The following is a 19,368-nucleotide window of genomic DNA, read 5'->3' as shown; positions in this document are numbered from 1 at the left end:
GCAGCGGCTTATCATTGCTGTTTCCTGCGCTTAATAAAGCTCTTATCGACCAGGGTATCGAATCAGAAAATATAAATCTGATCAAGATACTGTTGTTATCACAAATTGTGGTTTACATGAGTACGCTTGGCCTGGAGTTTATGAGAAACTGGATCACTGTAGTTACAGGCACTCATCTTAGTATCAGGATTGTTTCTGACTTTCTGGGAAAGATGCTGCACCTGCCAGTCCGCTTTTTCGACACTAAAATGATTGGCGATCTCCACCAACGAATAAATGATAATGACAGGATACAAAACTTTCTCACCTCGCAAAGCATAACTACTTTTTTCTCTTTAATCGTGTTCTCTGTTTTTTTTATTGTTTTATCACTGTATAACTTTAAAATATTGATTGTATATAGTTCCCTGACCCTTATAGCTGTGCTTTGGGCGATGTACTGGCTTCGTAAAAGGAAAGCACTGGATTATTTTCTCTTTCAGCACAGGGGCGAGAACCAGGAATCCCTTTTTGAAATTCTTAATGGAGTCGTAGAAATGAAATTAAACAATTTGGAGAAATACAAGACCGATCAGTGGGAGAAGATTCAGTACAAACTGTATAAGACAAATATCAGGATTATTAAATTAAATCAGATCCAGATCTCGGGATATGAATTTGTTAATCAGGTAAAGAATATCCTGGTCACCTATCTCGCGGCTGTTTCGGTTGTTGAAGGAAAAATGACCTTGGGCGAATTGCTCAGTGTTTCCTATATTGTCGGACAAATGAACTCTCCGGTAAATCAGCTTGTGGGTTTCTTCAGATCACTTCAGGATGCCCGGCTCAGCTTTGACAGAATAGCTGATGTGCAGGACCTGAAGGAAGAAGAGTCCGAAGACGATATACATCTTGACAATTTACCAATTGCGGAAAAAGAAGCCGGCATAGCAATTAAAAATGTGAGCTTTCAGTATGAAGGTGCCAAATCCAATATGATTTTAAATGATATAAGCATTTCCTTTCCTAAAGGAACGGTAACAGCGATTGTGGGTGCGAGCGGAAGCGGAAAAACCACACTCCTTAAATTGCTGCTTAAATTTTACGAGCCTACCAAGGGACAAATTCTCTACAATGGCACTGACTTGGGCAACATATCGGCAAAAAGCCTTCGAAATAAATTTGGGATTGTGATGCAGGATGGGTTCATTTTTTCTGATAGCATAGAACGAAACATTGCCACAGGAGATGAAAATATCGATGAGGCTAAATTGTTTACTGCGGCAAAAATCGCAAATATCCATTCTTACATTGAGTCGCTGCCATTAGGGTATAAAACAAAGATAGGCGCTTCAGGAAATGGAATTTCGGGTGGTCAGAAACAGCGCATCCTCATTGCCAGGGCAATTTACAAGGATCCCGAATACTTAATACTGGACGAAGCAACAAGTGCTCTTGATTCCGAAAATGAGAAAATTATACACGATAACCTGCAACGGATTTTTAGAGGAAAAACCGTTATTATTATTGCACACAGACTCAGCACCGTAAAAGAAGCTGATCAAATTGCTGTACTGCAAAACGGATGTCTGGTTGAGTTGGATTCCCATAATAACCTTGTGGCAAGAAGAGAAATATACTATAACCTGATCAGAAATCAATTGGAATTAGGTACATAAAGTAAATGCTTCAGAATAGTTTAACTACTATAAATCACTTGACCTAATCCCTCAGCGTAACCTTTGCAGCTATTGAGAAGTTGTAATGAAAGAATAGATTCCTGACAGCCATAACCCATTTTCTGGCCCGATAAAGGTTCATAGTAATAGCCAGCGGTATCATTGACCTGCCTTTAACAGGCCATAATACCCCCTGGTTTGCTTAATGGCTGGACGTTTCTTCGTCCTTTGCCTCACTTGCCGCTTTTTTAAATTCTTTGATCCCAGTACCCAAACCTTTCATAAGTTCAGGTATTTTTTTGCCACCGAAAAGCAGCAATAGCACGACAATTATCAGAATGATTTCCGATGCACCTAATTTCCCCATAGCATTTATACAGTTTAAAAATATGAATTAATAAATAAAGGTCCTGAAATTACCTTTTTATTGTAGTATGAAATTTACTTTCCCGTTTAATTTACCCGGAACCCTTTTTAACGTGCCTGCGTACTACCTGAAAATCTTTCCTATAATTTTTCCGATCTCAACAAAATCATCATTATTGCTGACTGCACGTTTTTCACTAAAGAGGTTTTCGTTTTCTGAGGATGGATAAATCAATATATAGTTGTTATCATTAAGATTTTTGTTCAGTAGTTCCGGGACGGTACGCATTTGCGAAAAGTAGGAAGGCATACCTCTTTCTGCCATCAACAGTATCAATCCCTGGTCCTCTCCCAGCCCATAGGCAGCACTTTGCGCTTCCTGCCAGCTTTTCGTTATCCAAAACCTTGCATCAATATTGACCTTCTTGGCTATGCGCTTTAAGATGTGCATTGTTTTGGCATTCGAGTAAAAATCCATCTTTGCACCGGAGTTTTTTGCAATATTCCATACCCTTAACAACGATAGAAAAAATCCGGATTCCCGTTCCGCGTTAGCAGGGATCAATACCACATACTTTTTGATAGTTGCTGCAGGCTGTACAGCACGGTATACGATCACATTTATATCTTTATTTTGCAGTAAGCCATTATAAAGGTTATATATAAACGAGGAAGAAAATCCCTTTTCCTGCACGAGCCCCAGGATCAGGTCGGTAATCTGTTTTTCTTTCACTACATTGTTGATACCTGTAACAACATCACTATCATGCCTGGTGATAGGATGGAGTGCAATATCGGCGGCGGCGGCCATTGTCACAGCGGAACCCAATATTTTTTCAGCGTTTCGGGAAGAGGATTCGTTTTCGTCTTCATTAATAATATTAAGGGCAAAAAGACGGTCTTTATTGGACACTGTCTTGACCAGCAAGCCAAGATTAACAACCTGGTCTACCGTTTCGAAATGGTTTACTGCCAACAAAATATTTTCTTTTTTTTCATTAGTACCCGATACAGTTTCTTCCTTATCATTGTCCGCTATCTTTTCGGCGCTTGACATTGCAACAAAGGAAGAGATCGTACAGGAAATTAATATTAACAGTATACTCCCGTTAAGAACAAATTCATTGAGTAAACGTATAGGCTCTCCTGCTGAATTTTCCCCTATGATAATATTGTAGCCCACCATTACCGAGGCCAGGGTCGCTGCAGCAGAGGCAGCACTCATACCAAAAATCAGCTGTCCTTCATCTTTGGTAAGCCTGAATGTTTTTTTTGTCAAAATCGCTGCAATGTACTTACCCCCTATAGAGGCTATAAGCATCACAGCTGCGACGCCTAAAGTCTGCCAGCTCTGGATAAATGCATTGAAATCGATCAGCATGCCAACGCTTATAAGGAAAAAAGGTATAAATATAGCATTACCGACAAATTCTACCCTGTTCATAAGCGAAGAGCTATGGGGTATCAGCCTGTTAAAGGCCAATCCGGCAAAAAATGCTCCGATGATAGCTTCAATACCTGCAATTTCAGCCAGCAACGCAGCGAGGTAGATCATTACAATGACAAAAATATATTGCGAAATTTTGTCTTCAACATTTTTGAAAAACCATCGTCCGAGGATCGGAAAAACAAACAATACGATAAGGGCAAATACAAGCATCGAAATGGAAAGCCTGATCCAGAATACTGTACCCACAGCTCCCTGGGACATACCTACAACAACTGCTAAAACGACCAGAGAGAGCACATCAGTAATCATAGTGCCTCCTACAGTTATATTTACCGCACGGTTTTTAGCTATTCCTAATTTGCTTATCATCGGATATACAATTAGGGTATGGGAGGAAAACAGGCTGGCAAATAAGACTGCGGTCAATAGTGAAAACTTAAGGATATAATACCCCCCGGCAAGGCCCAGCACAAAAGGGGCTGTAAAGGTATAAAACGAAAAAGTAATACTTTTCCATTTATTCTTTTTAAAATCACCCATGTCTATCTCCAGTCCGGCCAGGAACATGATATACAATAGTCCGGTGGTGCCGGTAACCACTACACTTGAATCTCTGGAAAGGATATTTAATCCGTTAGGGCCAACAACAGCACCGGCAATAAGCAGGCCCAGCAAATGCGGTATTTTTATTTTATTGAGTACTAAAGGAATACATAAGATGATAATTAGTTCTATAAGAAATTTCAATAATGGGTCTTCTACCGGAAGACTGATATGATGTATACTTAACAGCATAAATTATTTTTTTTGTGAGGGGGTAAGTTCTACCGAGAATGTTGTTGTACAGTCTTTTTCCCCTTTTATTTTCTGTGTACCTTTCATTATGTCTTTCCTAATATCATCAAGTACGATATCGACCCTTGCCTTTCTTTCTGAAATGCTGTCACCTGTGGATTCAAGGAATATTTTATCACTGCTATAGTTAATTGTATACCTGCGTAGTAGCTTATTATTACTGATAACATTTGCATAGCTGCCCGCAGAATCAGAGGTAAATTTCCAGATTTCTGTGCGCTGGTCGCCGATTACATAAGTCCCGCAATTCGATTCCCTGCAGACCATTTTACTGTTCCAGCTCTGGGCCAAACTATCGGGTAAGATGGGTGCATCGGTAACCATATCATTGGTTTTGGCTCTGACTTTTGCAGTCAAAAGGCTGTCGCGCATTTTCAAAAGGGATTTGTAATCCGCTTCTTTTTCTTCAAATTCAAGTTCCCTGGCTTTAACGGCTTCTTCTCTTTGCAGCAAGTCGCTCTCCCTCCTGTGGTCGCAGGAGCCAATAACTAGTAAGAACGCAGGTAGTATTAGTAGTATTAGAAATTTTTTCATAATGATTTCTTTTAAATTTAATCGGGTAATATTGCAATAACTGCCCAAAGCACCAGGGCCGGCAGGCCATCAGAGCCAGCAACAGATACTTTTATGCCTTGTTTTAAGACGAAGTTCTATTTTACCGCCCGTTGTGCCGGCATCCTCAAGCGGGCTGTACCGCTTGAGGATGCCGGCACAACTAAATAGTATATTGAAAGTGTTTTCTCCTCCTGACCCGGGATAAAGGAAGGCCTAGTAAGCAATATGTTCTTCCAGCAGCTTTAACCACCTTTGGGCCATAACTTTATTTTCATGCCAGTACGTAGCATGTAAAGCGTCTACTGAAGTGTCATATATAGTGATTCTCTGGTCAGTACCACCGGGTATATTGAATACGAAAAATATCTTTTTTTCGACACCGATAGTAATTTCTTCCAAAGCAGCCTTTCCGACAGTGTCAAGGCGGACAATATGCACATCCCGGCCGCGGTCAATATTGGCAAAAAGGAAGATTTTATTTTCCCTGTCCAGGGCAAATAGCTTATTAACATGAAGCTCTTTAATCGTCGGCCTGAAAGGCGTTCCGATGCTATTGAAGATTGTATTGATTTTTAAATTGTTTTTCCTTTTTGAACGTATAACGAACAATAAAGGCAACAGACATACCAGGACTATAATGAGCCCTATAAAAAGAGATGATGAATCCAATGTAATTTTCTTAGATAGTTAGTAATGTATTTAATTCTTCGGCAGGATACAGCGACGCATATCCTGCAGGGAAATACCAACTACCAGAAATTGTGAAAGGGATACAGTAGTGTTAAAAGTTTTTCTTTAATATTATCAGGTACTTTACCCATTAAAGAAATAACAATCCGCTGTAAAGTACCGGCATTACCACCATTGGAAAAAATAGTTGTAAAGACAGCATGTACAGGGTTGTCCTTACCATTTTGTATATCTTTCAAGCCGGTATAAAAAGTAACCTGTACTGCCTGGGAGGCGGTATGGTCAAAACTGAAAATATGCTCCTTTTGCGCCGTATAACTGTAGTGAACATTGTTGTCTGACCTGCTGTAGCAGTGGACAGCAAAGCAGATAAATACAGTTAGTAGTACATATTGGAGCCTCTTCATATTTTTCAAAGATAAAATTTTTTTTATAATGTCACGTATTTCTATTCGGCCAGTCAGTGACAAGAGCTATATTCGCCGGCATTTGCTGCAGAAAACAGCTCTGTATTTGATCAAATTTTTAAAAGCACCAGGGCAATGCTTAGCTACTAAGCCTGTCAAAAAGAATACGGATCATTGGGTCAGGCATATCATTTTGGCTAACTTTGCCTGAAATTTTACATAATTGCAAATTATGAGTTGGATCGATAACCTTGAGCACCAAACAGAATTAGTATTAATAAATATAGGGATTTCACAACAATGGGTCAGCTTTGCCAGGCTATTGCTTTTTTTAATTGTCTTACTGCTCTTCTCTTCAATTGTCTTTTTAATAACACGGTGGCTAATTGTCCATTTTTTATACAGAACATTTAAAAAAACTTCTTTTACATGGGATGACTGGCTCGCTGATACCAGGGTATTTGACAATCTCGCCCATATTACACCGGCAATCGTTGTACGTATAGTTGCACCACGAATCTTCGCTGATTACACCGGAATATTACCCACAGTAATAAGGCTGACTGACACTTATCTCATAGTGGTAAGCATGACCATATTCTTTGCATTGCTGAAAGTTATCGAACATGGGCTCTCGAGGCATCCTGCTTTCAAAGATAAGCCGCTGACCAGCTACTTTCAGCTTGTGCGGATACTGCTGTATATTGTCACGCTCATATTGGTACTCTCTATACTGTTGGATAAATCACCAATATATTTTTTAAGCGCCTTTGGCGCAATGACCGCTATATTGTTATTGGTCTTTAAAGATACTATTTTAGGTCTGGTAGCCAGCGTACAAATGTCATCAAATGATATGGTACGTGTGGGGGACTGGGTGGAAATGCCTAAATTTAACGCTGATGGTGATGTCTTGGACATTAATTTGAATACGGTAAAAGTTCAGAATTGGGATAAGACAATTACTACCATACCTACCTATTATTTTATTACCGATAGTTTTAAGAACTGGAGGGGCATGCAGCAAAGCGGCGGAAGAAGAATCAAAAGAGCGCTATTTGCCGATGTCCATTCCGTAAAATTGGTTGATGCTGCAATGCAGGAAGATTATAAAAAGTACCATCTTGTCAAAGATTATATTGAGGACCGCCAAGGGGAAATTGAAGAATACAATATCAAGCACAATATTGATACCTCCGTACTAATCAATGGCCGCCGGATGACAAACATTGGGGTTTTTAGAAGATACATTGAAAATTATCTGGAGAGCCACCCCAGGATAAAACAGGACATGACCGTCATGGTCCGGCAGCTTCCCAATGAAAGCCGCGGTATACCACTTGAGGTCTATTGCTTTACCGATACTGTGGACTGGAAAGAATATGAAGTGGTACAGGCGGACATATTTGATCATCTGTACTCAACCGCGCCTTTCTTTGGTATAGATATCTTCCAGGAGCCAACGGGAAAAAATTTCACAACAGCCTTTAGCGCTCTTGTATGAAAGCCCAGTTATTAAATTTTATCAATAAATTGAACTTTAGGGAGACAGCCATATGAATCAGATCTATTACTATACATTACAGGAGCACCTACTTGCCGTTATATTGGTTTCTGTGTGGTTGATTATTTTATGGAAGCAACTGCGGCAAAGAAAGATAAAAATTCATATTACAACGGAACAGGAGTTAAAGGAGTACAAAAAACTTAAAAGAGCAGGATTCTGGTATACCCTACTCTATCTTTGTTTTGGCATTATGGCTTTAACATACAGCATTTTCCCCCGGTTTATTTACATTTTTATTCCGATAGCACAGCTTGACAAACCTTTTGTCAATATAATGGGATTACTGATTATGGGTTTGGCATTGGTCTGGATTATTATAGCGCAGCTGGATATAGACAAGGAAATTTTTAAACATTCTATCGGACTGCACAGCCTTTCACCAGTTAAACTTTTATATTATTTTGAGCGGACCCTTATCTTTGGAATGGTATTGCTTTTTGCCGGCCTCTTTACTACGATCTCTAATTTTGCGGGATTGGGTCTGGTAATCACAAGTATTATAATATACCTTAAACTCTTTACTGTGCCTAAGGGCCCTAAACGCATGAATAAACTGTGGGTGGAGCGTTAAAAGCCTTGTTGAATGAATATTAATTCATCCTGAAAGGGACGTCCTTGGGGATGGTGAAAGAGCTGGTTCAGTACAAAACAGTAGCTAAAAATAAAGCTCAGGTAAATTTTTGCTATTATAGATTTGAATTTAGCGAAGGTTTTTGGTTCACATTCAGAAAGGTTGTGATGTGTTGCAGATAAAACCCGGTGGCTGCATAATTGTACGCTCCTGGTTTCGTTTTTAAGTAAGGCTGTAGGTGTTATTTGTGAAAACAATATACGATAATTGTAAGCTGGCGCTGCAGGAGTAAGTATGTCAACATAATAAATATTGAGCCATTGTGGCCTTCACTTCCTTTTCCTGCTTCCCTATCAGAATTAGGCCACTTGTATACTCTATATCATTATGCCGTCAAAGGCATGAGTATTTCAAAAAGAGCCCCACTACTTTGTTTGTTCACAGCTTTTATTTCACCATTGTGCCTTTCGACGATTTTCTTGCAAAGTGCCAGCCCCAGACCGGTTCCTTCATACATATCTTTTGAGTGTAGCCGCTCGAAAGTATTAAAAATTTTCTGGAAGTATTGTTCGTCGATACCAATACCGTTATCTTCAACGTAGAGCCGCAAGCAATTTTTATCCTCCCTTGTATATATTCTTACCTCCGGAGCGGTTCCGGAGCGCGTAAACTTTAATGCATTGCTGATCAGGTTGTAGAATAACTGGTACAGCAGGATTTCAGACCCTCTGAAAACCGGAAGGTCCTCATAGGTAACTTTAGCTTTTTTCTCCTGTATGGTAAGCTCAAGGTCCTCTAGTACAGCTATCATTACCAGATGAAGGTCAACAGGCTCAAAAATCGCCTCCCGGTCGCTGGAGGAATACAACAATATGGCATCAACCATATCAGTAGTCCGGTGTGAGCACCGCTGGATTTTCTCAGTGTATTGTACCTGCCTGCTTATATCGCCCGTATTGATTGCTTCCCTCAGTCTGTTGGCAAACATTGCTATTTTTCGTACGGGTTCCTTCAGGTCATGACTCAATACATGTCCGAACTGTCGTAGGTCGTCGTTGGACCTGCGAAGATCCCTGGTACGGTCCTCAACTAATTTGGAGAGTGCTGCCGAATGTTTTTTTTCCTCGGTAATGTCCTGTGCAATACCAGTTAGAGTATCATCCCTGCCGGGAATTTCCGATAGCGCGCCGGAAAAGCGGACCCACCGCAGACCATCCTTAATTTTTAGACGTACCTCGCAGGTCATTTGTCCTTTAACCGTAATTGAGGCCAGCGCCGAATTCCACCGGGGTATATCGTCTTCCAGAATATTTTGGGTCAGCTTTGCCAGGTTAAAAAAGTCACCTTTGTATATAAATAAAGAGAAAAAACGTACCGATGCTGTAACTGCCCCAGTGGACAGATCGAGTTCGAAAGTGCCAAGCTGGCTTGACTCTACTGCCATACGGAGTTTTTTCTCTGCCTCAACGGTCTGCAGGCGCGAAATGTTCAGCGCTGTTACCTCCGCTGCGGTATTCATCACCCCATACACGTGGCCGTCTTGGTCAAAAATAGGGGTAAAATCATAGTTAAAGTAATGCGGTTTTAAGATCCCGTCAACCAGGATGTCGACGCGCGCATTCTTAGCTTCGAAAGGAACACCGGTAGACAAGACAGTCCTCAATTGTTGAAAAATGGCCTGGTTTTCGAGTTCAGGGAGTAGCTCTGTATAATTTTTGCCCAGTACGTCCTCACCCTTGCCGTAAGTTTTGATCATGGATTTATTAGCCAGCACAATCTTCATCTCATACCCGGTATACACACCGATAGGAAAGGGTGCAGTATTAACTACTTCCATTAAAACCGCTTTGTGTATTGAGTTTGGGATAGTCATTAGAGTCAGAATTAGATGTTAAGCTGTGATATAAAAGTCATCGTAACCGGGCTGTTTGCTGCCCGTGGCACTGGCCATGGCCATCGCTTTTGAAATCAGCTTTCCCATTTTCATAAAATCAGTGGGCTTGGTAATAAAGAAATTTGCTCCCAAAGCATACATGCGTTCAACATCATCAGGACTGCTGCTGGTAGTATAGATTATAACAATATGATTACTCAGCCGTTTGGAATCCCTTATTTGCTGGAGGCATTCAGGGCCTGTAAGTATCGGCATGTTCAGATCGAGGAATATAATATCGGCCAAGGGCTCTGGAGGCCGATTGAGGTGGTCCATCAGTTTTCCACCATCATTGGATATTGATAATTTAGTGTTGGGAAAGCATGCTGCGAACACTTCTGAAAAGATATCACAGTCATCATGGTCATCATCCGCCAACAGCACGTGTTTATATAGTTTGCTCATAGATCACAATTATTTTTAATTAACTGGTAAATATACTCCAATTTGCAACAGTAAATTAGCTATTAACGTGTTATTGCAGTACTTTACAACATTCTTGACCGATAACATAAATTATACAAGCCATACCTCATTTTTCGTGCTTTGAGGAATATTAAACTGCACACTTTACCCAGTAATCAATTATACCGGACAGGGTTTGACCCAGTTGATTGTAATCGGCAATATCGTGGAAATAACCGCTGGCCTTCACATCGTAAACACGCCTGAGCATCTCATCATTACTGCTTGCTGCGTAAAAAATATACGGGGAGCACTTACGCGCCAGGGCCGTATTGACGAGTATCTGCTCACGGAGCTGGAATCCGTTTAATGCTGCCAGGTTGATGCTGCTAAAGATAATAAAGGGTTTTTCACAAGAGGACAACACCTGTACGGCTTTCCTACTGTCCGCGATCACTATTACTTTATTAGCAGGGCTTATTTCATTTATTAACTCGCAGAGGATGAACGCTTCATCTGCATCATCTTCGATCAGTACAATTGGTCCATTAATGTTCATTAGCTTGGTTAATGTTGTTTATAAATTTTACTAAAACGCAGTAAGAGGTATTATAAAAACCTTTATAAAGCTACAGTTTTCCTTTTCACGATAAAAACGTATTAACTTAACTTTGTAATAGTCTATGTTTCAGATTTTCTATATTTCAAGGCAGAAAGCTGCCCGCCACATTTTTGCCTCACTCTCCTAGTGCTAAATTGTATCCAACATGTTATAAACCATACGCAATCTCGGGTGATTTCCCAGTGTTCAGGAATTCCTGTCAAGGAAATCCTGGTAGAGGCTAGTGCGCGGACAGGCGTCCATTGTGGTACAATTATATACAGCTACTAATTATCTATTAATCTCAAAATTTATTAAATAGAATGTTTTAATTAAATATATAAATTATAATTTATATTTTAAGAATTAATTGTGTTATATGTAAATGGCGATATAGTATTTTCGCTTTCAAATTATGTATATTATGATGGCTTCACCAACCGCCGGCTTTAAGCTAAATAGATAAAGTATGAGATCATCCGCTAAAAATCTGCCGTTCTACAAACGTTTTGCCTATATCCTTTTTATAATAACTGCACTTATAACCCTGTGTTACCTGGGCCAAGGTATTCTGTCGCCACTTTTACTGGCGCTCCTGTTTGCTATAATGATGCGCCCTGTGGCTGCCTTTTTGCAAAAGCGCCTTAAAATGCCTAATCTTGCCGCTTCACTGATTGCCGTCTTATTATTTGTTATTTTCTTCGCCATACTTTTTACCTTCATAACCTATCAGATTGCGGGTATGGCAGAAGACTGGGACAAAATACAAACCAACCTGCTAAGCCACTGGCACAGCTTTCAGGGGTATGTCCAGGATACCTTTCAGCTAAGTAAAAGGGAACAGGAACAAATGGTCTCGAAAGCTACATCGGGATCAGCAGATACTGGCAAATCGATAATGGGCAGCACTTTGTTGTCACTGACGGATTCCCTAATGAATCTGGTGCTCATCCCTATTTACATGTTCCTGATATTGCTATACAGAACACATTTCTTAAAATTCCTTTGCAGATTATTTGCCGTACATCACCATCCCAAACTGGAAGACATCCTAAAGACGATTAAAACATCAGTTCAAAGTTATATCCTGGGCCTGCTTTTTGAATTTATTATAGTCTCCCTGCTTACCACATTTGGACTCATGCTTATCGGTGTAAAGTACGCTGTACTACTGGGTGTGATAACCGGTTTATTAAATCTGATCCCCTACATCGGGATTTTAATAGCCGGTGTACTGACCATTATCGCATCCCTTTCCGGGACGAGCGACTTAACGGTTATATTGGGTATTTTGGTAGTAAATATTGTGGTTCAGTTTATTGACAATAATATACTGGTTCCAATTGTTGTCAGTTCAAAGGTGGAGATAAATTCAATCGCATCAATTGCAGGTATAATCATATGTGGCGCAATTGCGGGCATTTCTGGAATGTTCCTTGCAATACCGGTAATGGCGATTCTCAAGGTTATATTTGACCGGGTCCAATCATTAGAACCCTGGGGTTATCTTTTGGGTGACGATATTCCGAAAGCATTTGACTGGAAACATTTAGACAGCAGTAAGGAAAAAAACGATACGGATGAATACTAAATAAGCTTCAGATGATGTTGCAGCTACTCTTACCTTAAAAGCATCCAAAAGTTGGGGGATTTTCAAATGAGCCAGAATGTCTTTTTTTTGCTAAAACAATTTACAATAAGTTTGGAAAAGCTCCTTCGAGTTCATATTTTCTCATAAGCCTTTGAATATAATATGGCAATCGAGCCCGATTAGTAATTCCTGCAGGTTACTCTCCAATCGGATACTGACAGTGAACTGTGAACCTTTTATGGCAAACGGCTGCCTGTTGATTATTGCAGCTGCCAGCAACCAACCGATTGTCTTTGCTGACCTAATGTCCAGCGACCTGTAAAGGTCGAATGTGAAAACATCAATTTCAAATTTTTGGGCAATGTAGGCGCGGCAGTCTTCTGCAATTGCAGAAGCTTCTGTTACAAGCTGTTCATCATCACACTGGAAAAGCTTATGTTGTAATGCGCTCCATCCCGCATATGTTAGAGGATATCTCTCCATAACTTTTAGTAAGAAATTACCAAAGTTAGTAAACAACACCAAAACAGAAATTGTAAAATGTAGTCCTAAAATTGCAAAAAAGAAGCTTTGTATCGTATAATTTATCCATTGAGGCTATATGTAAAAAAACCACAGCTTTACAGATGTAAACATCAGCTCAATTATATTTCATATTTAATACTAGGGCTGGTTTTCTATTTTAAAATAAAATGATGTGTGGAAAATTAAATCACGTAAAAATACCTGGATTTTTACCAACAGGATTTAATACCTTGTACTTTCTAAGTGCTAAATATCGCCTAAGCCTTGTATAATAGCCTTTAAAGGGTGACCAGGCAGACAATTTATATTTATATTTTTAACCTAGGCTGCTTGAAATTCTACAGACAGCAGCCGGCTCACTAGGGCTGTCTGGCGTAAATAATTTAAACACAAACATATCATATACAATTAATTATAGTACAAAATCAGTAATTTTAAACAAATACCATGCCCATATCGAACATTCAATCTCCAGGTGTTTATATCAATGAAATAAATGCTTTTGCCAACTCGATAGTTCCGGTAGCTACTGCAGTTCCGGCCTTTATCGGCTACACACCTCAGGCACATTTTGAGGGTAAATCATATACAAACGTAGTGCAAAAAATTACCTCATTTGCCGAATTTCAGGCTATATACTGCATACCAGACCAGCCACCCCCTGCAAGTCCTTCTAAACAATATAGCCCGCAATATTATCTTGTACAGCAAAAAAGCAAGCCAAATAATGAAGATTATATGATAATTGATGATAAGTACTATGCGTTGTTACCTGACCCTAATACAATTTACTACCTATATAATAGTGTGAAGCTGTTTTATCAAAATGGCGGTGGAGATGCTTATATTGTTTCCGTCGGGAGCTACGGTGCACCATCAGGCAAGCCAATTACGCCCGGTACACAAATTATAAACTTTAATGTGCATCTGAACGACCTTACCAATGGCCTGGCACTGCTTTTAAATGAGCAGGAGCCTACCATGTATATATGCCCCGAAGCCACACTTCTTCCTGTAGCAGATAATGGTGCACTTATGCAGCACATGCTGTTGCAGTGTAAAGAAATGCAAACTGCAATAGCAATATTTGATATAATCGGTGGGAGAAATCCAGATCCTGTTATGTACACAGATGATATTACAAATTTCCGTAACAATATAGGCTCACAGGGTCTTAATTATGGTACTGCCTACTACCCTTTCATCGGCACAACCATAATGCAAAACCAGGATGTTGATTACACCAACCTCTTCGGTGGCGATATAAAACAGCTATCACCGCTGCTCTGCCCTGATAACAATCCCAATACAGCTGTAATTACTATATTGGAAATGATTGAGAACCCTGGCGCAAACCCGCAAACGGTCACTCAATATAACAATGCTTTGCTTAACGCCAGTAAAACGTATAGCCAGATCATAAAACATATATTAGCTGATATGAACATTCTCCCTCCAAGTGGGGGTATGGCAGGTGTTATGGCAACTATAGATAGCCAGGAGGGTGTATGGCAGGCACCTGCAAACACATCAATAGTGGGTGCAGTATCATTACCTATAAGATTATCGGATAGTCAGCAGGCTAACCTTAATATGGATGCTACTTCTGGTAAGTCAATAAATGCAATCCGTTTCTTTAACGGTGTTGGTATTTTGGTTTGGGGTGCCCGTACACTCGATGGCAATAGCCAGGACTGGAGGTACCTTTCCGTACGGAGGACCATGACATTTTTGGAACAATCCTGCAAACTGGCAGTAGAGCCCTATGCGCTTCAGCCTAACGTAAAAAACACATGGGAAGCCGTAAAGGCAATGATTAGCGGTTTTCTTACCTCTATATGGAAAGAAGGCGGACTTCAGGGCGCGTCGGCATCAGATGCTTTTTCGGTGGAATGCGGGCTTGGCAGTACAATGACATCTGATGATATCCTCAATGGGCTTATGAATGTTACAGTAAAAGTAGCAGTGGTAAGGCCGGCTGAATTTATAGTATTTACCTTTCAGCAGCAAATGGCAGTATCCAGTTAATAAAACCAGATCTTATTAACATTTAAAACTAAATATTATCATTTGGCATTACCATTTTTTTGCAATTTTAAATAAGTTTGTAATCTATCTCATTTTTTTTGAGAACCATTTTGCAGGCACATCTTGACATTAAACAATAGGATATTTGTGATATTTGAATAGAATTTGTATCCCTATGTACCTCTAGACACTGAAATTAAGCAATAACACATGAAACTCCCACAAGATAAATATCATAATTTAATCTTTCTTATGCCCTGCCCAATAACATTTCCGGACTCCAGCATTTCAAGCTGCATATCACCATTATCAAGCTATTTAAATTGTAATACACCATTTCTGCCACCCTGCCTTATGGCAAAAAATGCGCTATCTGAATATGGAAAAAACCTCATGTCCCACTGGATCTTATCAGTGTTGTAGATTAGGTGCATATCTTTATAGGAGATAATGTGTTGATTTCCGGCATCATCTGTATATGTACCTGTGAATTTCATAAAAATGGACTCTTTCAATACTATCTACTTTTCATACTCCCTTGTAAGTGGACGCCCGTCGAGTATTTCAAAAACATTATAACTGCATTAGTACTCTGGTGGAAATTTTCGAGTATAATGATAGTCCTGTCTTCTATACTATCATGATAAAACAATGCATTGTTAACACAAAAAGAATTCAGAGAAATGACTGAAATCACGCAAACAAGCGCGGGAAAAGATATACCGTATGGTTTTGGACTGGATATTAGAAAAGGTAAAAACAAAAGGCTTAGGGGCACACCGGTATACTGGAATATGTAAATCATTTTAATATCTTAACAATGAATTTGTACCTCATTATGTTATCGGTTTTTCAGCACCTCAAAAATTAGCAAATTTGCCCTTTTTCATTCAAGAAATATTTTATATTTGCGACCTAACCAGCATCCTTTCGCTAATATGTCTTTGAAAATCAAACAAATGATTTGTTTGTGATGTTTGTAGATATTTGGATAAAATTTGTATCCCTATTGTACCTCACCACCCTGAAATTCAGCAGTGTAAAAGCTTGCTAATTTCTGTATCGGGAAATTAAACGAAGTTTTCAAACATAATGTTATCTTTTAAACATTTTATACAGCTCCTTAGAAGGAATAATTTTATACATTTGCATATATAGAATTAGTGTTCTTGAATAGTCGGATAATTAGCTTTTGCTATCATTATATAATCTGTGGCAAAATCGTGGCAATTTTATTTCCCGGATTTGCATTTGCAGGAATGACGCGGGTTTGAGCGACTAAGTTCAAATCCTGCTCTCCCCACCAAAAGGATAAATAAGGGAAGATTTTTATTTTCTCAATAATCCTGAAAAAGTAACCTGCACTTCAAATGATTTGCAGGTTTTTTATTTTAATTCATTTTTTCCTCTCTAAGAGCAATGCTTTCTTCTCTATCGTTATTGCATAAAGAACATACTTTTACCTGTGCAAAAATGCGATGTTCTTAAACATATTCGAACCCTGATATAACACATCTATATATTTAAAATCCCAAAATCAAGGGATTTCGGGATTTAAGATATTTATATTTCGAATAAAAAGCTTAACGCCAACCTAATTCAGGTGCAACATGTTCTAAAATAGCGGAAAGCACATGTACATTATAGTCGACTCCTAATGTATTAGGTATAGTCAACAGCAGCGTATCAGCTTCCTTAATCGCTTCGTCCTGTGAGAGCTCCTTAATAAGCTTGTCCGGTTCAGCGGCATAGCTTCTGCCAAATACTGCACGTTTATCACTTTCAATATATCCAAAACTGTCCGATTCTTTTCCCTGTTGCCCAAAATAATACCTGTCCTGGTCATTGACGATTGCAAAAATTGAACGGCTTACCGAAACTCTTGGTTCCCTCTTATGTCCGGCTTTTTTCCAGGCTTCTTTATATAACCTGATCTGTTCTGCCTGCTGAATATGGAAAGGCTTACCGTTTTCGTCAAACTTTAAGGTAGAGCTTTGAAGGTTCATGCCATTCTCGGCCGCCCATTCAGCAGTAGCATTTGATGCAGCACCCCACCAGATACGTTCCCTTAATCCTTCAGAATATGGTTCTAACGGCAATAATCCCGGCGGGTTAGGAAACATAGGCTGAGGATTTGGCTGTGCAAAGCCTTTTCCGTTTAATCTCTCTAAAAACTGCAAAGCTTTTTTCCGCCCCATGTCAGCATCTGTATCACCTTCTTCCGGCTGATAGCCAAAATAGCGCCAGCCTTCTATCACCTGCTCCGGTGAACCTCTACTTATTCCTAATTGCAAACGCCCTTCCGATATTAGGTCAGCCGCACCAGCATCTTCTACCATATACAGTGGGTTTTCATATCGCATATCAATTACCCCGGTGCCTATTTCTATTTTTTGTGTTTTAGCACCAATAGCTGAAAGTAATGGAAAAGGTGATGCCAGCTGACGTGCAAAATGATGTACCCGGAAATAAGCGCCATCCAGACCGATTTCTTCTGCCGCAACAGCCAGGTCAATCGACTGAAGCAATGTATCAGCCGCTGTACGGGTTTGATATGAAGGATGGTTGGCCCAATGACCGAACGATAAAAATCCTATTTTTTTCATAACCTTCTTATTTATTGTTTCGCTCTTTTATAACCTCAGATAAAATCCTGTATGAATTAATCCTGTCATTATGGGCATGCATGTTAGATACTACCATAAGTTCATCTACACCGGTTTCATTTAAAAACCTATCAATTTGTTTAGCCACAGCTTGTTTCCTCCCTACAAAAGAATATTTAAGCATTTCTCTCACAGAAGGATTGTGCTGTATCATCATAAGTTCATCTGTCATTTCCATTGGAGGCTGAAGAGGTTCTCTTTTTCCTGTAAGTATTCCTAAAAACATTCTGATAACCGATGTGAAATTTCTTTCTGCCTCGTCATCTGTCTCAGCAGCAATAACATTAACACCTGCTATTGTGTAAGGCTTATCAAGATATATTGAAGGCTGAAACTCTTTTCTGTAAATATGCAAAGCCTCCTGCAGCAGCCCAGTTGCAAAATGACTCGCAAAAGCATATGGCAGTCCCATTTTTGCTGCAAGGTGTGCACTGTCCAGGCTGGAGCCTAAAATATAGATAGGAACATTAACCCCTTCAGCTACTACTGCCCTTACGGACTCCCATTCATTCTCTTTTGAAAAATATGCCTGTATCTGCTCAATTTCACCTGGAAAGTTATTTACCGCCTGCATCCTGTCACTTCTTATAGCATGTGCTGTCAGCTGGTCTGTACCCGGTGCTCTGCCCAACCCCAAATCTATACGGCCGGGATATAAAGTGCCCAAGGTGCCGAACTGTTCTGCTACTATAAGCGGTGAATGATTAGGAAGCATGATACCACCCGAACCTACATGAATAGTGTTGGTATTACCTGCTACATGGCCTATAAGTACCGAAGTGGCAACACTTGCAACATGCGGCATATTATGGTGTTCCGCCAGCCAAAACCTCTTGTAGCCCATTGCTTCTGCTTTTTGGGCCAGATCTACACTGTTTTTAAATGTTTGCTGTATAGATACCCCCCTGGCAATAATTGCAAGATCGAGTATTGAATAAGCAATTTTATTTTTTGCTGTTTGCATGTTTATATTGAAAAATCTATAGTAACTAATTTGTAATTATAAAGAGATGTAATTGCAAAGTATTGCATCATGACTATGTTATGAACAAATGTTATTTATTTGCCATTCTGCTTCTGTGTTTTACTCCCCATGCAGCAAGGTCATAAATAAGGTTTTGTAAAGACCATCCATACTCAGTCAGGTTGTAGTGCACTGATATGGGCTGGGTATCCATTACAGTCCGTTTTACGAGCTTATTCTGCTCCAATTCCTTCAACTCCTTACTTAATTGCTTGTTAGAAATACCATCAAGATCATTAAGAATATCAGAAAATCTTCTTTTATTGTAATAACACATAGTAGATATAATAGATATCTTCCATTTACCTCCCAGCACATCCATTGTATCATGAATAGCCGAAATTTCTTTCTTATGGCAAATATTTTCTCCCATAACTTATTAAGTTACTATCTTGTTACTTTTAGTTACAAAGTTACATAAATAAATAAAAGTAAACAAAATTAAAAAAAAATCCCGGACATTGTCCGGGACCTTA

At 39.5% G+C, this 19,368-nt stretch carries 17 protein-coding genes; 5 read left to right on the top strand and 12 right to left on the bottom strand.

Annotated elements, in window-relative coordinates; all coding sequences use genetic code 11:
• A partial coding sequence (locus NHE85_RS12490; RefSeq protein WP_252812379.1) for a peptidase domain-containing ABC transporter occupies window positions 1-1,658 on the top strand: 1,658 nt, incomplete at its 5' end.
• Window positions 1,659-1,860: 202 nt separating this feature from the next.
• Here NHE85_RS12490 and NHE85_RS12485 read toward each other — a convergent pair.
• The 5 genes from NHE85_RS12485 to NHE85_RS12465 all read right to left on the bottom strand — a co-directional run bounded on the left by NHE85_RS12485 (window position 1,861) and on the right by NHE85_RS12465 (window position 5,981).
• Window positions 1,861-2,025, bottom strand: coding sequence for a twin-arginine translocase TatA/TatE family subunit (locus NHE85_RS12485; protein ID WP_252812378.1), 165 nt, complete (start codon window positions 2,023-2,025; stop codon window positions 1,861-1,863).
• Between the two features lie 123 nt (window positions 2,026-2,148).
• Window positions 2,149-4,269 (bottom strand): cation:proton antiporter, encoded by a 2,121-nt coding sequence (locus NHE85_RS12480; protein ID WP_252812376.1) that lies wholly within the window; start codon window positions 4,267-4,269, stop codon window positions 2,149-2,151.
• A 3-nt stretch (window positions 4,270-4,272) separates the two neighbouring features.
• Entirely contained in the window at window positions 4,273-4,863 is a 591-nt protein-coding gene (locus NHE85_RS12475; protein WP_252812374.1) for a hypothetical protein, read from the bottom strand.
• Window positions 4,864-5,097: 234 nt separating this feature from the next.
• The gene (locus tag NHE85_RS12470; protein ID WP_252812373.1) at window positions 5,098-5,553 is read right to left on the bottom strand and encodes a hypothetical protein; all 456 of its coding nucleotides are present in this window, start codon (window positions 5,551-5,553) and stop codon (window positions 5,098-5,100) included.
• An 80-nt stretch (window positions 5,554-5,633) separates the two neighbouring features.
• Window positions 5,634-5,981: a hypothetical protein gene (locus NHE85_RS12465; RefSeq protein ID WP_252812371.1), complete on the bottom strand. Its 348-nt coding sequence runs from the start codon at window positions 5,979-5,981 to the stop codon at window positions 5,634-5,636.
• Window positions 5,982-6,213: 232 nt separating this feature from the next.
• Between NHE85_RS12465 and NHE85_RS12460 the strand changes: the two genes are divergently transcribed.
• A complete protein-coding gene (locus tag NHE85_RS12460) occupies window positions 6,214-7,485 on the top strand; it encodes a mechanosensitive ion channel family protein (protein WP_252812370.1) in 1,272 nt (423 codons plus the stop codon).
• 337 nt (window positions 7,486-7,822) lie between these two features.
• Window positions 7,823-8,119 carry a hypothetical protein gene (locus NHE85_RS12455; RefSeq protein WP_252812368.1) on the top strand — a complete coding sequence of 99 codons (297 nt, stop codon included), beginning with the start codon at window positions 7,823-7,825 and terminating at the stop codon, window positions 8,117-8,119.
• 385 nt (window positions 8,120-8,504) lie between these two features.
• Here the strand turns inward: NHE85_RS12455 and NHE85_RS12450 are convergent, their stop codons facing one another.
• From NHE85_RS12450 to NHE85_RS12440, 3 genes are all read right to left on the bottom strand, one after another.
• Complete coding sequence (locus NHE85_RS12450; protein ID WP_252812366.1) at window positions 8,505-9,956, bottom strand: PAS domain-containing sensor histidine kinase; 1,452 nt, start codon at window positions 9,954-9,956, stop codon at window positions 8,505-8,507.
• Between the two features lie 54 nt (window positions 9,957-10,010).
• Entirely contained in the window at window positions 10,011-10,457 is a 447-nt protein-coding gene (locus NHE85_RS12445) for a response regulator (protein WP_252812365.1), read from the bottom strand.
• 151 nt (window positions 10,458-10,608) lie between these two features.
• Complete coding sequence (locus tag NHE85_RS12440) at window positions 10,609-11,016, bottom strand: hypothetical protein (protein WP_252812363.1); 408 nt, start codon at window positions 11,014-11,016, stop codon at window positions 10,609-10,611.
• A gap of 511 nt (window positions 11,017-11,527) precedes the next feature.
• Between NHE85_RS12440 and NHE85_RS12435 the strand changes: the two genes are divergently transcribed.
• The gene (locus NHE85_RS12435) at window positions 11,528-12,649 is read left to right on the top strand and encodes an AI-2E family transporter (protein WP_252812362.1); all 1,122 of its coding nucleotides are present in this window, start codon (window positions 11,528-11,530) and stop codon (window positions 12,647-12,649) included.
• Between the two features lie 141 nt (window positions 12,650-12,790).
• Here NHE85_RS12435 and NHE85_RS12430 read toward each other — a convergent pair whose 3' ends face one another.
• Window positions 12,791-13,132 (bottom strand): hypothetical protein, encoded by a 342-nt coding sequence (locus NHE85_RS12430; RefSeq protein ID WP_252812361.1) that lies wholly within the window; start codon window positions 13,130-13,132, stop codon window positions 12,791-12,793.
• Between the two features lie 489 nt (window positions 13,133-13,621).
• Between NHE85_RS12430 and NHE85_RS12425 the strand changes: the two genes are divergently transcribed.
• Window positions 13,622-15,202, top strand: coding sequence for a phage tail sheath C-terminal domain-containing protein (locus tag NHE85_RS12425; RefSeq protein WP_252812360.1), 1,581 nt, complete (start codon window positions 13,622-13,624; stop codon window positions 15,200-15,202).
• Window positions 15,203-16,785: 1,583 nt separating this feature from the next.
• On the opposite strand, the gene NHE85_RS12420 is transcribed toward NHE85_RS12425, so the two are convergent.
• The 3 genes from NHE85_RS12420 to NHE85_RS12410 form a co-directional block, all read right to left on the bottom strand.
• Window positions 16,786-17,808: an LLM class flavin-dependent oxidoreductase gene (locus tag NHE85_RS12420; protein ID WP_252812359.1), complete on the bottom strand. Its 1,023-nt coding sequence runs from the start codon at window positions 17,806-17,808 to the stop codon at window positions 16,786-16,788.
• Window positions 17,809-17,815: 7 nt separating this feature from the next.
• Entirely contained in the window at window positions 17,816-18,832 is a 1,017-nt protein-coding gene (locus NHE85_RS12415; protein ID WP_252812358.1) for an LLM class flavin-dependent oxidoreductase, read from the bottom strand.
• Window positions 18,833-18,923: 91 nt separating this feature from the next.
• On the bottom strand, window positions 18,924-19,265 hold the full coding sequence (locus NHE85_RS12410; RefSeq protein WP_252812357.1) for a helix-turn-helix domain-containing protein: 342 nt from the start codon (window positions 19,263-19,265) through the stop codon (window positions 18,924-18,926).
• Between the last annotated feature and the right edge of the window lie 103 nt (window positions 19,266-19,368).

It is taken from the genome of Flavobacterium sp. NRK1 (assembly GCF_024054175.1).
Classification (GTDB): Bacteria; Bacteroidota; Bacteroidia; order Flavobacteriales; family Flavobacteriaceae; genus Flavobacterium.
This window is presented reverse-complemented; position numbering and strand designations above follow the sequence as displayed.

What these genes read in the sequence shown, in the direction of transcription:
- NHE85_RS12485 (WP_252812378.1), bottom strand. Translation starts at nt 2,025, where the DNA reads ATGGGGAAATTAGGTGCATCGGAAATCATTCTGATAATTGTCGTGCTA.
- NHE85_RS12480 (WP_252812376.1), bottom strand. Translation starts at nt 4,269, where the DNA reads ATGCTGTTAAGTATACATCATATCAGTCTTCCGGTAGAAGACCCATTA.
- NHE85_RS12475 (WP_252812374.1), bottom strand. Translation starts at nt 4,863, where the DNA reads ATGAAAAAATTTCTAATACTACTAATACTACCTGCGTTCTTACTAGTT.
- NHE85_RS12465 (WP_252812371.1), bottom strand. Translation starts at nt 5,981, where the DNA reads ATGAAGAGGCTCCAATATGTACTACTAACTGTATTTATCTGCTTTGCT.
- NHE85_RS12460 (WP_252812370.1), top strand. Translation starts at nt 6,214, where the DNA reads ATGAGTTGGATCGATAACCTTGAGCACCAAACAGAATTAGTATTAATA.
- NHE85_RS12455 (WP_252812368.1), top strand. Translation starts at nt 7,823, where the DNA reads ATGGGATTACTGATTATGGGTTTGGCATTGGTCTGGATTATTATAGCG.
- NHE85_RS12450 (WP_252812366.1), bottom strand. Translation starts at nt 9,956, where the DNA reads ATGGAAGTAGTTAATACTGCACCCTTTCCTATCGGTGTGTATACCGGG.
- NHE85_RS12445 (WP_252812365.1), bottom strand. Translation starts at nt 10,457, where the DNA reads ATGAGCAAACTATATAAACACGTGCTGTTGGCGGATGATGACCATGAT.
- NHE85_RS12440 (WP_252812363.1), bottom strand. Translation starts at nt 11,016, where the DNA reads ATGAACATTAATGGACCAATTGTACTGATCGAAGATGATGCAGATGAA.
- NHE85_RS12435 (WP_252812362.1), top strand. Translation starts at nt 11,528, where the DNA reads ATGAGATCATCCGCTAAAAATCTGCCGTTCTACAAACGTTTTGCCTAT.
- NHE85_RS12430 (WP_252812361.1), bottom strand. Translation starts at nt 13,132, where the DNA reads ATGGAGAGATATCCTCTAACATATGCGGGATGGAGCGCATTACAACAT.
- NHE85_RS12425 (WP_252812360.1), top strand. Translation starts at nt 13,622, where the DNA reads ATGCCCATATCGAACATTCAATCTCCAGGTGTTTATATCAATGAAATA.
- NHE85_RS12420 (WP_252812359.1), bottom strand. Translation starts at nt 17,808, where the DNA reads ATGAAAAAAATAGGATTTTTATCGTTCGGTCATTGGGCCAACCATCCT.
- NHE85_RS12415 (WP_252812358.1), bottom strand. Translation starts at nt 18,832, where the DNA reads ATGCAAACAGCAAAAAATAAAATTGCTTATTCAATACTCGATCTTGCA.
- NHE85_RS12410 (WP_252812357.1), bottom strand. Translation starts at nt 19,265, where the DNA reads ATGGGAGAAAATATTTGCCATAAGAAAGAAATTTCGGCTATTCATGAT.